We start from the raw sequence: 13,328 nt of genomic DNA on the forward strand, positions 1-13,328 counted from the left end.
ATATATATGTTTATGAGTGGCTGTAATTTTCACAACTCAATGAATTTTCGTAAAATTGCAAACCCTTAATAAGCACAAGAAAAAAGAGTATTTATGATGAAAAGACTACAAGTTTTTCCTTTGTTGTGTATCAGTATATGTGGATTTGGACAGATTCCTAATTTTCCAACTACCTCTACACCAAGTGCAAGTAGTATTCAAAATTACTCTAATCAAAACTATAGTAACCCAGCAAGGTCAAATTTTCCCTCAGTTCCTCATGGTGGTTTATATAATCAAAGAAGTTCACAGATAGACCAGCAAAATATGAGAATAGTTCAGGAGGATTTTAAAAGAGTTGCTAAGGAGCAGGAACTTACAACTAAACAGAAGGAATACACAAGATTACAAGCCACAGAAGATTCTTATTACAATTTACCATCTTTATCAGGAAAAGAAGGAACTCAGTCTTATTATGATGCTTACAATAAATTAGCCTCTCTTAATACTGACAACTACCCAGTAAGTGAAGCCAATTTCATTGTGGAAAATGCTTACTATGGGGGCAAACAAAATTTTAATCAATTTAAATCTGGAATTCAGAAAACTGCAAAACAACTTTTGCAGAAAATGAAAGAAAGAAAACAGGATACAGAGAGCAATACAGATAAAAATCTGATGATATTTGAATACTTCTCCAAAGACATGAAGCTGGGAGGAATTCAACATAAAGCCTACAAATATGATTTTGAGGATTATATGGGGCAAAAAGACCATTCCAAGATGTTTGTCACCAAGCTTTTAAAAACAGGTTCAGGACAATGTCATTCCATGCCTTTACTGTATCTGATGTTGGCAGAGGAAATGAATACAGAAGCATCTTTAGCCTATGCACCTAATCACACTTACATTAAGTTTTTAGATGAAGAGGGAGAATGGCAAAATGCAGAGCTTACCAATGGCATTTTTACAGCCAATTCTTTAATACTGGAATCAGGCTATATAAAATCAGAAGCTTTACAGAATGATATTTACATGAAAAGTCTGAGTAAAAAAGAATTGTTAGCACAGTTCTATGCAGATTTAGCCAATGGATATGCCCATAAGTACGGTATGGATGAGTTTGTGGGAAAAACTTTGGATAAAGCACTTGAATACTCACCCAATAACATTTATGCCAATCAACTTAAATCCATGTATCAACAGGCAAGACTGACTTATGTAGCCAATCAATTAGGAATTAAAGACCTTGAGAACCCAGAAGAACTCCAAAACATTAGATTTTATCCTAAAGCACTGGCTTTACTACAAGAGACCAAAGCCCAGTTTAATAACATTGATAATTTAGGATTTGTAATGATGCCCGAAGGAGCTTACGAGCAATGGTTGGGCAATATGAAAGGTGAAGCTAATAGACAGAAGAGTGAAGAACTTGCTGAAAGAATGAGACAGGTTAATGCTGAAAAACAAAAGCAAAAGCAACAGGAAGCCCAGAAACAAAAGAAAAAGGAATTCGAACAGTCTAAGGAGAAAGCTCAGTATTTCCCAATAGACCCAAAACATTTATAATGAAAAGACATTTACCATATAGAACTTTATTCCTAACTCTACTATTTTTATGGCTGAGTGCTGGAACAGCTAAGGCACAAAACAACCAGTTTTATAACGAAGCCTACCAGACTATTGATAACATGCTGAATGAAAAACAGCAATACAGCTTCAAAGAGGCTGTTTTTAGTGTGGAAAATGCTTACTATCAGGGTAAGTTAGACACAGACAAATTAAATCAAGAAATAGCCTTTTTAAAGGGCTTTGCCACTGCTATTGTTCAGAGCAGAGATTTAACCTACAAACAGTCTGATAAAGACAAAGTAAGCAAGTATGCAGCAATCTATTCCATCATGTGCCAGACCCTGCCCATTGCTATAAAAGATACAGTAATCCAGTACAAACCTTTCAACTATGATTTTGAAGATGTATTTGGGCATAAAGACATTACTAATCTGTTTGTATCTAAACTTCTGGCTACTAAAAAAGGGAACTGTAATTCTATGCCTTATCTGTATAAGATACTGGCAGAAGAATTAGGAGTTGAAGCTAATCTGGCACTAGCACCGAACCATGTTTATATCAAACATCAAATTAAGTCTGATGGCTGGTATAACACAGAGCTTACAAGTGGTATATTTCCACAGGATTCATGGTTAATGGCTTCGGGGTTCATTCATTTAGATGCTATTAAAAATGGGGTGTTTATGAAAGCCCTGAGCAACAAAGAAAGCCTTGCATTATGTCTGTTTGATTTAGCACAGGCATACAATAGAAATTTCCCTGATAATGATGGTGAATTCACATTAAAAGCTGTAAGCAGAGCATTGGAAGTTTACCCAAACTTTTCTAAAGCCCTTATCTTAAAAGCTGAAACTCACAAAGCACAGTTTGAAAAATTGATGGATAAACAGAATTTGAGTTCAACTAATCCTGAAAACATAAAAAAGGCTCAGCAAGACCCCAAGGCTAAAGACCTCATGGAAATTATGACCAAAGAATATGCTCATATTTATGAAACGGGTTATCGCCAGATGCCAGAGGAAATGTATCTCGATTGGTTGGTGTCACTAAAAACCGAAAGAGAAAAATATGAGAATAAAAAATTATTAAATAACTTTACGAAATAACCAAATGACTATGAAAAGAATTGTACTGACTGCTTTTATACTTGTTGCAGGATTTACACAGGCACAGGTAAAAAGTAAATCCCAAACTAAACCAAAGGCAGAGAAACCTTTTGTAAATCCTGTAAAACTTACCAAAGAGGAAAGAAACAGACCTTATATGGATGAGGTTTTAAAATCCAGAGACCCTTTAACTCCAGAGGAAGCTGAAAGGAGAAGAAAGAACATTGAGGCTGGAAACCCATTTAAGAAATATGGTTACTATCCTAAAGTAGCTACACTTAGCAAAGGAAAGTATTTAGAGTTCCATGACAAGGATTCTATTGTAAGTATAGGCTCTATAAGATTCAACAAAAAGACCAAAGAAATTGTTGAATTCAGAGAAATAGATTTGAGTGACCCAGATGCGCAACCCTACTTAGATACGGCGGGAAGATGGTTCTCTCCTGACCCATTGAGTGAAGAGTATTCAAGTTGGTCTCCTTATAGCATGGTATTAAACAATCCTATTAGTAATATAGACCCCGATGGGATGCAGGTTTTTACTGATTATAAACTTTTACAAGATGGTACGGTTACTAGAAAAGACCCCAATGATGGAAGTGAAAAAAGAAGTGATGACAGGCTATTTGCTACTGATAAAAAAGGAAATGTAACAAATACAGCACCAGTTGTAGTAGATAAAGCTAAACCCACTGATGGAAGTATTATAAGTAGCTTAGCAACTAATTATGGATTAACAGAACCCAGATATCCTCAAGGAATTAATTTTGGAAGAACTACTAACCCAACTGATGCTGCTAATGTATTTATGTTTGCTGCTAAAAACTCTGATGTAGAATGGGGATTAGAAGCCTTTCAAGTAGGAAAAGGAATTTCTTACACTGTATTTACTGGACATGATGATGATTCTACACCTCCTAATTTTTTTAACCAGTCCCCTTCAAAATCGTTATTTAATATCCATTCCCATAAAGATGTAAATGGACCTTCACCAATCAATGGTCAAACTAATGGAGATTATGGTATTTCAAGAGGAGGAGATAATTATTATAATCGAACCACAGGAAAAACAGACTATCCCTCTCACTATCTATACTATGCACCGAGTAAAGGGAAAAGTAGTTTATGGATGTATCACTGGAGAAATAAAGACATCTATAAAAAGAATTTAGGCACAAGTACAATTAATTTAAAAAATCTAGGGAAGTAATCATGAGAAATATAATATATCTTTCTATTTTATTATTTTTTTTATCTTGTAGTAAGAATCAAGATGAAAACAACGTTTTTTCATCGAATGAAATATATAGAGCTGTAATAGAGGGAATTGATATTGCAAAGAAAGATGTTTCTAAAACGGATAGTATCTTTTATGTTTTTAATAGACATGATACATTGATAGTAATGTCATCAGAATATGAAAATATATTACAACCAACTCAAACTATCAAAAAAGAGGGTTATTTTAGATACAAAAAAAACAAAATCATTATAACAGAACCTTACAAGCCAGCATTTCAAATCTTAAAAGAAAAAAACAATCTCATACCCATCAAAGAATATGAAGGAAAATACCCTTACTATGATGGTAAAGATTTCCAAAAGGGAGTTGTTTATAAAATAAAAGACTTAAACAATTTGGAATTAATAGACAAAGGTAATTTAACAAAGTATTTCTATAGAATACCTGAGTATGAAATACCAATGCCACCTGCACCAACCAATTAGATGAAAAAATTACTATTTTTCATACTCCTATTTTTTCTTTTTAGCTGTAAACAAGAAATTAAAAATATATCTGGACTGAATGATAATCTATACAATGTATTAATTGAATATCAGAATAAGAATCCATTTAAAGAAACTCCTGAGAACTCAATGTATGTTTATGAAGTTTATTTTTATCAGGATAGCACTCTATCTGTCTCACTTAGTCCGATTGGAGTTAATCTTGAAGAGAAGAATCCTTATGGCATTTATAAAGATGAAACTTTAAAAGGCACATACATTATTGATAAAAACAGAATTGGAAAAAATCTTGTAAAGAAATACATTCAAAGAGATTTGGATAAGTTTGTTTTAAAAGACTTTGTAATAAATGATGCAATGTATCCAGAATATATTTATAAAATCAAAGGGGAAAATCTAATATTTAAAGACTCTATAAGGGGGAATGTTCACAGGTAAATAAGACTAAATATAAACTTATTATTTGTTTTTAATAAAATACTGAAATTCAATTTTTTGATATGTGAAATATTGAATAAATTGTCTTACGAGGATAAAATAGAATAACTTCTCTCAAAAAATGGGAGAAGTTATTGTTTTTTGAAATATGGTAAAATGCTTACACCTCAATTTTTGTTATTTTTTAAACATTAAAAGTGATGAAAAATAGGTGAAATTTCAATCTGCCTTTTGTAATGAGAAGTGTAATGAATATCAGTAACTTAAATAATAAAAAAGTCTATTGAGTCGTTACGAATATGCTAATGTCAAAATTTCCTCTAAAAATGAGAAAATTAATTTTTTCAGAAATACTGTAGAACGGCTACGTCTTCTTTTTGTATCATTTAAGGAATTGCTTTTTCGGTAATAATAACCGTATAATTCGATTTCGTTTCAGTAATCATTAATAATTCATTGAAGTACCTCTCATACATACAATTTAATGGATTGTAATTTATAAATCCTTTCATTTCATTATCAGTGATTAATTCATAAATTCTGGCTTCCAAAATATTACCGTAATTATCACCTATAATCTCTAATAGATTTGGGTTAAGGAAATATGTAATATTATATCTGCCCCTTTTATCATTGTTCAATGAGATTTCACAAAACGATGTTATGAAATGATAAAGTTTACCTTCATGATTAAGTCCATTATTAGTAAAATTACCTTCAATTCTGATTCTCAATTTTTCATTTTCTAAAAAGCCTTGAATTTGAATTAATAACCGTCTAGTGTTCCAGAATGTTCTATTCAAATTATTGTTTGATTCTTGAGCCTCTCTTGGGTAAGATTTAAGCACTTTAGGAAATAACCAACTTTTCACTTTATCATAAACTCTATTCAATATTGCTTTGATTTTAGATTAATATTTTAGCACAATTTTAATCCTTGTTACAGGGTTTATGAGTATCAACTGTTGAAAATCTTTTGAAAGGTATGCTGGTTGCTTGTTTTCAGCAATAAGGCTGACCTTTACTTCATCACTATAAATATAAGGCACTTCAATAGCATCAAATGTCAATTTATTGCCATTTTGAAACTCAAAGAAAATCTTTACAGCATTGGTTTCATAGTAATTCATGGTAACTTTTACTTTATCATAATCACGTCCCATGAGTCGTTCGGTATCAACATTATACTGTTCCTGACGATTATAATTTCCTAAGACAACAGATTTAATAGGTTCATACCCAGTAATCTGTTTTAGTTTGTTAAAGAAACTTTTCATAGTAAAATTATTTTATTCTTTATCCAAGTAAACAGGGGGAATTGTATTACCAACCCATTGAATCCTTGTATCACTGATTTTCTTAAACTTATATTGGGCTGAACTTCCACCTGCAATAATGGTAAATTCATAGTAGAGGTCAGAAATTTGCTCATTTACCTTTGCTTGTTGCCCCGTATTGGCTGTTTGTTCTAAAACGGTTTTATAGCTGGTGTAAGGAGTTATAAGAATAAAATCTTGGTTTGTAAATTTAAAGAAAGGTGGTTGAGTTCCTGAGATTTTCCAACTGCCTTGAATCCATGCAGGAGGATGAAAGTATTGAGTTGTTACAGGATTGTTTTGTTGAGGTGTTGAATCGTCATCACTATTGGAACAACCAATGAAAGACATTCCAATAAAAAGTGTAAATAAAATCTTTTTCATCTTGTTTGGATTTTAATTACCTACACTTTGCATTATGTTTTGCATCTTGGAAGACTCCATAAAAGTAGTTCCAGCCTGCTTGTAAACCATTCTTTTACCACAAACCTCTAAGGCATAAGAACCACTTCCCATACCTTTAACTTTGTCAATAATTTTAATGTTTTCTACTGGGCAACCTTGCTCAACCGATACGATTTTAATTAGTTTACTTTCAGTAGCTCCTGTTGTTCCTCTGGTTATGGCTCCACAACTCAATAATACGATTGATAGTGAGCCAATTAATAGTAAATTTTTCATAAGTGAAATCTTATTAAATCCACTCAATCCCCAAAAGTGAAAGGTTTATAAACACAAAAAAGCATGGGGAAAACCATACTTGATTGAGGAGGCTCTGACAAAGCCAAACGATACAAATAGGTAATAACCCATGCCATATAGCACGAGTCACAACTATTTATTTTGTATCGTTTTTGAAACTGTCAGATTTCCTCAAACAAAATAAAAGCTATGCTTCTGTTTTCGATAAATTTTGAAATGCAAAGATATTAATTCAATCTGAAACTTTCAATTCTATTTCTTGAAAAATAGCTTTTTGAGTTTTCCAGTATGATAAATATCCTTTTTATTTGTTGATATATTATTCTAACTCAATTTTGGGGCAATTCCCAAATCTCGAAATAAATGCTTCTTCCAATTTTAACTTAGAAATATCAATATTTTTTTCTTGTACAGCAATGCAATCATGAATCGTAAACGTTTTAATTTTTTGCTTTATTAAGCCTCTTGCAACAGTGTCAACAATTATATCAGCCTCTAAATCGAATAACTCATTTGTAATAATTGTGTGGTCTCCTTTTTTCTCTTCACGTATCAAATCATATAAGATTGGAAACAAAGATTTAAATACTTTTTGTTCCTCTATATAATGATTGTTTCTTGCATAAAGCATTGAAATGAAAAGCTTTTTTGTTAAAGCTCTATCTTGTTTATACAACCCATTGTAATGTTCGTTGAATTCTTCTTCATATTTGAGAATCCATTTACTTAAACCTGTATTATTCTTGAACGGGTCAATAAAATGGTTGTATATAATTCCCTTGACGGTGAGTGTGTTGAAGTTTGTAACTTCTTTATCCATAAGGCTTTTAAAGGTTTTCGTCGAGATATAGTTAGAGTATAACTTTTTTTTTGAGTTAACCTCTTCTGCTGAGGTGAAACTTTTAAAGCTTTCAGTATAAAGTGTAGCCAAATTGGAATTATCATTTAAATCCTTTGATTTACTATAACTATTTGGATACAGATTACTTTTTGGAATCCAGTTACCTTTAGTTGTTTTATGAAACCTTTGGCTGTGATTTGTAACTTGTGAATCTTGTTGAACAGAGGGATGAAATTTTTTATTAAATTGAAGGGAATGGCTATAACTATACTGAAATAAACTTTTAGGTTTATCTAAAGAAAAGTATTCACTATAGCCCTGTTTTGATAAATAACCACCTGTAATAAAACTTCCTGTTGGTTTTTGTGGAAATAACATACCATACTTTTCAACAAAATATTTTTCTAACCTATTGGTATATAAATAGTCTTTTGTCGTGTAGCTTATATTTAATTCGTATTTAGTTTTGAAATCCGAGCAATTTTGAAGTCTTTCAATTCTTTTTTGATTTATATTTGCTATTTTAGTCAAATGTTGTGATAATAGGTAAGGAAACATATTTTTCACATCTAACTGTTGCAGCTTTTCACCCTCATAATAAAGTAAATTTCTTATGTTTTTATTTAAATTAGTCAGAGGTGAGTAAAACCTACCAGAAGGTTTTCTTTCATAATATTTCTTTTTTCTAGTAAAGCTATATTCACCATTTAGAAATTTCTTCAATTGTTTTAAGGAACCATGATATGCTGAATATTTTTTATCTAAATTATGTGGAATATTATCAAAATATTTACTAAATAATATATTTTCAGCCAGATTAAAATCAATTGAAAATTTAGTTTTATCAAAAAGATTATAAAGTGTTTCCTCACATTTTTTTGTATAAGAGTTATTAAAGTAATTATCAAATTTAACTGACTTTGTAGGATTAAATACAACTAAATTTAATCTTTTAAATAAGTGGAATGATGTAAATCCATAACCGAAAGTTTCTCCTTTCTTATCTATGCTATAAGGACTTCTTGTTGAAAGAATTTTTTCATCATATAAAAAATCATAATAGGTTTTATAATCATTTCCTAGTAATTTTTTCAATTCACCACTGTGAATATTCCCTTTTTTATGAGAAGTATATTTACTTTTATCAAAATTATACTTAACAGTCTTTGTAACTACTAGGCTTATAAAAGATAGTAATTTGTAAGTATCTATTTCTTTGTTGTAAGATGTAGCAGAATTAATAAGCTCCTCAACATTAATAGTTGCAGGAATTAAAAGGATTATCTCGTTTTGAGAAAGGGCTCTTGGTATTGTATTTTCAGTCATTACTTTTTAATTTAAAATCTTTTTTACTTTTTGTACAGTCCCCAGACTAACATTACACAGTTTAGCTGTATTTCTCAAAGACTGACCTTTCTTTAGATATTTGACAACCTCTTTATATTTATCTAAAACCTCTTCGTCTGTTTCTTTCGAACCTAATTCGCGACCTTTGTAAACTCCCTTTGCTTTTGCTAATGCAATTCCCTCTCTCTGTCTTTCTAATAGCGTATTCCGTTCCATTTCAGCGATGTTTCCCATAACCGATATAATCAATTTAAAAGCAGAATTAGGCTTATTATTAACTAAACTTTTTAATCCAAGATTATCAACTTCTAAAATAATTTTCTTTTCATTTAGAAGCTCTAAAGTGGTTAAAATATCAAATAGATTTCTTCCCAATCGGTCTATGGAATGCACACTTATATAGTCTATTAAACCATCTTCTATGTCTTCGAGCATTTTTTTTCCCTCTGGTCTTTGGCTGAATGGCGTAGCTCCACTAATAATGTCAATGTAAAGTTTTTCATCTGGGTGGTTCTTTTGTAACTGTCTTTGTGTGTTTTGATTTCCTGTGGAAATCCTTACATATCTTGCTTTCATTTGATTAAAGTTTAAAGCACCCTGATAACAGGGTGCAAGGTTATAGTTAATTTCTGAAATAATGTCCGTTTGAGCATGAATAGTCAAACATGAAATTATATGCTGTTTTCTCCCAGTCTATGAAGATGTACGAGGGCAGATTTTCGGAAATGCTACCATCTTGTTCTAACATTTCCTGTGTAAAGTCTTCATCTGAATTAAATTCACCAGAATAAGAATCCGAAACCCTATCTAAAAGCTCTTCTGTATCTGTGCAATAGTTTCCAATGCAATCTATAAAAGCCTCAATTATTTCAAAATCTATATCTGAGTCATTAATTTTCTCAGCAATCTGGTAAATGTCTTTTGAAATAGAGCTTTCACTTATTAAACCCTGATTGATAAAGAATTTTGGGGCTTCATAATCCTGAAACATAAATTCGGGGTCATCTTCATCGTTGTGAAGTTCCTTCATAGCCTCGTAAAGCTCGTTGTAATCTGAATAGTCAGAGAGATTTAACCACCCTCCAAAGATGCTCCCATTGTTGTACTTTGCATAAGTGCCACAGTAAAGTGAGCAGTTGTCAAGACAATTTTGTAAATTTGCCATAGTCGATAATTTTAAGTAAGAGTTAAAATTTATTGATTTGCCTTGTTGTGTACCACCACATCAAGGCTTTTTTTATTAATTCAAATGTACAACATTTTTCTAAATGTGCCAAATTTAGAGTAGGTATTTTTAGTATATTTTAAAACTTTTATATCATCTTTTTAAAATACTTTTTCTGTATCACGTTTAGACCTTAGTCTAAATATATTACTTGTCAAAAAAATAAATTTCAAAAAGTTTCTAAATGTGCTTTTTTGTAAAGCTCACAACAAAAAAACGTATTTTAAAAGTGGGGGTATAGGAAAAAGGAGAAGAAGATGGGGGGACTGTTTTCTATATCACTACTTGGGGTAGATAAATTCAAGATATTTCATTATATTTAACATGAATTAATACCACAGAAAAATCTTAAAAATGAGTACTGAAAATGATATTTTTATAATTAACAAGATTTATCCCGATGCTAAAGATATTTTTAATGTGTCGGTTGAGCCAATTTCAAATCTAAAGGAAGACTGTTTGTTCGTCTTAGACACAAATGCATTACTGATACCATTTACAATCAGTCCAAGCAGCATTGAAGAACTTAAAAAGGTTTATACTCAAATAATTGATGATAATAGATTGTTTATCCCTGCACAAGTTGCAAGAGAGTTTGCAAATAACAGACCAGAAAGAATTAAAGAAATTTTTTCTCAGTTTGAGAAAAAAAAGGGGAATGTACATCAATTAAAAATTGAAAAGTATCCTTTGCTAAATGGGATGAGTGAGTATGAAGATTTAATTAATTTTCAAAAGGAATTAAATGAAAAGCTAAGAGAATATACCACTAAGGTTAATGCAGTGATTGGAAAAATAAAATCATGGAATTGGGATGACCCAGTTAGTCAGATTTATCATGATTTGTTTAAAAAAGAGATTATTATTGAACATGGCTTAAGTGAAGAAGAAATAATTAAAAATCTAAATTTCAGATATCAATATAAAATTCCCCCAGGTTATAAAGATAAAAGAAAGAAAGATGATGGAATCGGTGATTTACTAATTTGGATTACAATATTAGAACTAGCAGAAAAAGAGAAGAAAAGTATTGTTTTTGTTTCTGGTGATGAAAAAACAGATTGGTTTCATAGAAGTGAGGGACAACCTCTTTATCCAAGATTTGAATTGATATCTGAGTTCAGGACAAAAGCACCTGATAAGACATTTAATATAATTAAACTTTCAGAACTTTTAGAATTATATGGAGCTGATGAGAAAATAGTGGAAGAAGTTGAATCGGAGGAAAGTATTATAAATCAAAACCATTTTTTTTCCGCCTATGAAGTAAACTATGTTAATTATATTCAAGATTGGATAGGAAAGAATATAATAGGATTTAATATTTCACTACATGAATCTGGCTTTCCAGAAATAGTTTTAGTAGATAATAATAATGAATCAAAAACCATAGCTGCAGAAATAATTATTTGGAGGGAAATAAGTCCTTTTTTAATGTCCCTTAAATTCTTTTTAGAGAAATTTACTCCAATAACATTAACAAGTGGTTACAGGAAATTGATAGTTTTTGTTGTTGTTAAACCGATTTTGATAGTACCTACAGTAATTGATGAAATAAAAAATCTAAAGCAGAATTTCGAATTAGATGAATTAGAAATTGAAATCATTTTAGGTAGAGTTATTAACGATGATTTTACAGTTATACAAGTAATATAAAGATTTTAAATGTTTGTAGATAAGTAATCTTTTAATACATCATACATATCTTTAAGAATATGATACTCTTTGCTGGGAGTTTCTAACTCCTTTGTGTTGACACTGCCAGCAAATTCCCATATCTCTAGAATATCTTTCCATTCAATCTCATAAGGTTCATAAAAAACATTATCAGAGCTTCCAAAAGTACCTGAATTATCGAGTTTACTAAAGCTTTTGTAAACTATACCGTCTCTAGTGATAAACATATAGCTTTTGCCTTTTTTCAAGTATTCCTTGTTAGTATGACATTTAGAAAACCATACCCACAAGAGCAAGAAATAGGTCTACCAAGACATAAAATGACTTGATTAAGGTTTTCCGCATTTTATAATTTTTTTTATTGCTTAAATTGCTTCGCTAAAATATATATACCAGTATAAAATATTCTGATGCTGAAATATAGATTGTTTTTTAGATATACAGGAATTCGTAAAATTAATATGAAGGGTAGCTACAAATAATTATAGAATTATCCTGAGAAAATAATTTAACTGAATCTAAATTATTAAAAAAAAATATATAATTTATTCTATATTTGGATATAAACTAACTACTATGAAAATTAAGTCCATTGATGAAAAATTTAATGAATGCTGCTATATTTTATCTAAAGAGGATATTTATGAATTTGACAAAAGAGATAATGGTTCAATCAATAATGTTATTTCAAGAATAAATAAGCATTGTTATGGTGTAAATCTATACGAAGGAGACCCCATGTTTGCTGAGATGTATTACATTAATCACGATTCATATTTACGTGGGGACTTAATACGTTTAGATATACGTGACCCAGATTATTTTAATTTGTTATTACAATTTTGCATTTTATTATCTGACAATTACGCAGAGTTAGATGAAATCAATGCTTTCAATATTTTTCAAACAAAATTGCGTGGATTTCTTGAAAAACTAGGATTTTTTACTATTACTGATTTTGAACTTGCCAAATATAAGGGTAGGAATTTAGCAATGATGGCAAAGTCTCCAATTTTTCGTGTAAGGACTATTGATAAAACAGAGTTCTATCAAATGCTTTTTAATTTTGACTCAAATCAATGTGATAATGAGAATTGTGATTATGTGTATTTAATGGTCAACGAAGACACTTCACTTATCAAAATAGGAACGAGTAAAAAGCCTCAGTATAGAGAAAAGACCCTGCATTCGCAAGAGCCTAAAATAAATCTTATTGCTAGATGGAAATGTGACAAAAAAATTGAACGACAGCTTCATGAAATGTTTGCAGATAAACGAGTTCGTGGAGAATGGTTTAGATTAACATTTAGAGAATTAAAGAGAATTGAAGATTTTATGTCTATCAATATTCAATCTTAAATAAGATTATGGCATTC

15 protein-coding genes are annotated in these 13,328 nt (G+C 30.6%); 7 read left to right on the forward strand and 8 right to left on the reverse strand.

All coding sequences use genetic code 11. The features are described from left to right. Window positions 1-93 precede the first annotated feature (93 nt). The 5 genes from MP477_RS09295 to MP477_RS09315 are packed head-to-tail and all read left to right on the forward strand — an operon-like array spanning window position 94 to window position 4,844. A complete protein-coding gene (locus MP477_RS09295; protein WP_257190196.1) occupies window positions 94-1,548 on the forward strand; it encodes a hypothetical protein in 1,455 nt (484 codons plus the stop codon). Beyond that, window positions 1,548-2,657 carry a hypothetical protein gene (locus MP477_RS09300; protein WP_257190197.1) on the forward strand — a complete coding sequence of 370 codons (1,110 nt, stop codon included), beginning with the start codon at window positions 1,548-1,550 and terminating at the stop codon, window positions 2,655-2,657. Before MP477_RS09295 ends, MP477_RS09300 begins: the two co-directional genes overlap by 1 nt. A 10-nt stretch (window positions 2,658-2,667) precedes the next feature. After that, window positions 2,668-3,867 carry an RHS repeat-associated core domain-containing protein gene (locus MP477_RS09305; protein WP_257190198.1) on the forward strand — a complete coding sequence of 400 codons (1,200 nt, stop codon included), beginning with the start codon at window positions 2,668-2,670 and terminating at the stop codon, window positions 3,865-3,867. Between the two features lie 2 nt (window positions 3,868-3,869). Beyond that, a complete protein-coding gene (locus MP477_RS09310) occupies window positions 3,870-4,385 on the forward strand; it encodes a hypothetical protein (protein ID WP_257190199.1) in 516 nt (171 codons plus the stop codon). After that, window positions 4,386-4,844, forward strand: coding sequence for a hypothetical protein (locus MP477_RS09315; RefSeq protein ID WP_257190200.1), 459 nt, complete (start codon window positions 4,386-4,388; stop codon window positions 4,842-4,844). It abuts the gene before it with no gap. A 386-nt stretch (window positions 4,845-5,230) separates the two neighbouring features. Here the strand turns inward: MP477_RS09315 and MP477_RS09320 are convergent, their stop codons facing one another. From MP477_RS09320 to MP477_RS09350, 7 genes are all read right to left on the reverse strand, one after another. Further along, window positions 5,231-5,737, reverse strand: a complete 507-nt coding sequence (locus MP477_RS09320; protein WP_257190201.1) for a hypothetical protein — start codon at window positions 5,735-5,737, stop codon at window positions 5,231-5,233. 18 nt (window positions 5,738-5,755) lie between these two features. Continuing rightward, on the reverse strand, window positions 5,756-6,121 hold the full coding sequence (locus tag MP477_RS09325) for a hypothetical protein (RefSeq protein WP_257190202.1): 366 nt from the start codon (window positions 6,119-6,121) through the stop codon (window positions 5,756-5,758). A 12-nt stretch (window positions 6,122-6,133) separates the two neighbouring features. Continuing rightward, entirely contained in the window at window positions 6,134-6,544 is a 411-nt protein-coding gene (locus tag MP477_RS09330; protein ID WP_257190203.1) for a hypothetical protein, read from the reverse strand. A gap of 12 nt (window positions 6,545-6,556) precedes the next feature. Next, the gene (locus tag MP477_RS09335; RefSeq protein ID WP_257190204.1) at window positions 6,557-6,841 is read right to left on the reverse strand and encodes a hypothetical protein; all 285 of its coding nucleotides are present in this window, start codon (window positions 6,839-6,841) and stop codon (window positions 6,557-6,559) included. A 340-nt stretch (window positions 6,842-7,181) separates the two neighbouring features. Continuing rightward, the gene (locus tag MP477_RS09340; protein ID WP_257190206.1) at window positions 7,182-9,029 is read right to left on the reverse strand and encodes a hypothetical protein; all 1,848 of its coding nucleotides are present in this window, start codon (window positions 9,027-9,029) and stop codon (window positions 7,182-7,184) included. 6 nt (window positions 9,030-9,035) lie between these two features. Then, window positions 9,036-9,626, reverse strand: a complete 591-nt coding sequence (locus tag MP477_RS09345) for a recombinase family protein (RefSeq protein WP_257190207.1) — start codon at window positions 9,624-9,626, stop codon at window positions 9,036-9,038. Window positions 9,627-9,672: 46 nt separating this feature from the next. After that, entirely contained in the window at window positions 9,673-10,215 is a 543-nt protein-coding gene (locus MP477_RS09350; RefSeq protein WP_257190208.1) for an antirestriction protein ArdA, read from the reverse strand. Window positions 10,216-10,629: 414 nt separating this feature from the next. Here MP477_RS09350 and MP477_RS09355 point away from each other — a divergent pair, with 414 nt between their 5' ends. Continuing rightward, the gene (locus MP477_RS09355) at window positions 10,630-11,931 is read left to right on the forward strand and encodes a PIN domain-containing protein (RefSeq protein ID WP_257190209.1); all 1,302 of its coding nucleotides are present in this window, start codon (window positions 10,630-10,632) and stop codon (window positions 11,929-11,931) included. A 5-nt stretch (window positions 11,932-11,936) separates the two neighbouring features. Here the strand turns inward: MP477_RS09355 and MP477_RS09360 are convergent, their stop codons facing one another. Continuing rightward, window positions 11,937-12,200, reverse strand: coding sequence for a hypothetical protein (locus MP477_RS09360; RefSeq protein ID WP_257190210.1), 264 nt, complete (start codon window positions 12,198-12,200; stop codon window positions 11,937-11,939). Between the two features lie 328 nt (window positions 12,201-12,528). Between MP477_RS09360 and MP477_RS09365 the strand changes: the two genes are divergently transcribed. After that, window positions 12,529-13,311 (forward strand): GIY-YIG nuclease family protein, encoded by a 783-nt coding sequence (locus MP477_RS09365; RefSeq protein WP_257190211.1) that lies wholly within the window; start codon window positions 12,529-12,531, stop codon window positions 13,309-13,311. The last annotated feature ends 17 nt before the right edge of the window (window positions 13,312-13,328 follow it).

This window comes from Chryseobacterium sp. WG23 (assembly GCF_024586575.1).
Lineage (GTDB): Bacteria > Bacteroidota > Bacteroidia > Flavobacteriales > Weeksellaceae > Chryseobacterium.

Bases quoted from the DNA above. Each gene is read 5' to 3' on its own strand.
- MP477_RS09345 (WP_257190207.1), bottom strand. From the start codon at position 9,626: ATGAAAGCAAGATATGTAAGGATTTCCACAGGAAATCAAAACACACAA.
- MP477_RS09355 (WP_257190209.1), top strand. From the start codon at position 10,630: ATGAGTACTGAAAATGATATTTTTATAATTAACAAGATTTATCCCGAT.
- MP477_RS09310 (WP_257190199.1), top strand. From the start codon at position 3,870: ATGAGAAATATAATATATCTTTCTATTTTATTATTTTTTTTATCTTGT.
- MP477_RS09330 (WP_257190203.1), bottom strand. From the start codon at position 6,544: ATGAAAAAGATTTTATTTACACTTTTTATTGGAATGTCTTTCATTGGT.
- MP477_RS09295 (WP_257190196.1), top strand. From the start codon at position 94: ATGATGAAAAGACTACAAGTTTTTCCTTTGTTGTGTATCAGTATATGT.
- MP477_RS09325 (WP_257190202.1), bottom strand. From the start codon at position 6,121: ATGAAAAGTTTCTTTAACAAACTAAAACAGATTACTGGGTATGAACCT.
- MP477_RS09315 (WP_257190200.1), top strand. From the start codon at position 4,386: ATGAAAAAATTACTATTTTTCATACTCCTATTTTTTCTTTTTAGCTGT.
- MP477_RS09305 (WP_257190198.1), top strand. From the start codon at position 2,668: ATGAAAAGAATTGTACTGACTGCTTTTATACTTGTTGCAGGATTTACA.
- MP477_RS09365 (WP_257190211.1), top strand. From the start codon at position 12,529: ATGAAAATTAAGTCCATTGATGAAAAATTTAATGAATGCTGCTATATT.
- MP477_RS09335 (WP_257190204.1), bottom strand. From the start codon at position 6,841: ATGAAAAATTTACTATTAATTGGCTCACTATCAATCGTATTATTGAGT.
- MP477_RS09340 (WP_257190206.1), bottom strand. From the start codon at position 9,029: ATGACTGAAAATACAATACCAAGAGCCCTTTCTCAAAACGAGATAATC.
- MP477_RS09300 (WP_257190197.1), top strand. From the start codon at position 1,548: ATGAAAAGACATTTACCATATAGAACTTTATTCCTAACTCTACTATTT.
- MP477_RS09350 (WP_257190208.1), bottom strand. From the start codon at position 10,215: ATGGCAAATTTACAAAATTGTCTTGACAACTGCTCACTTTACTGTGGC.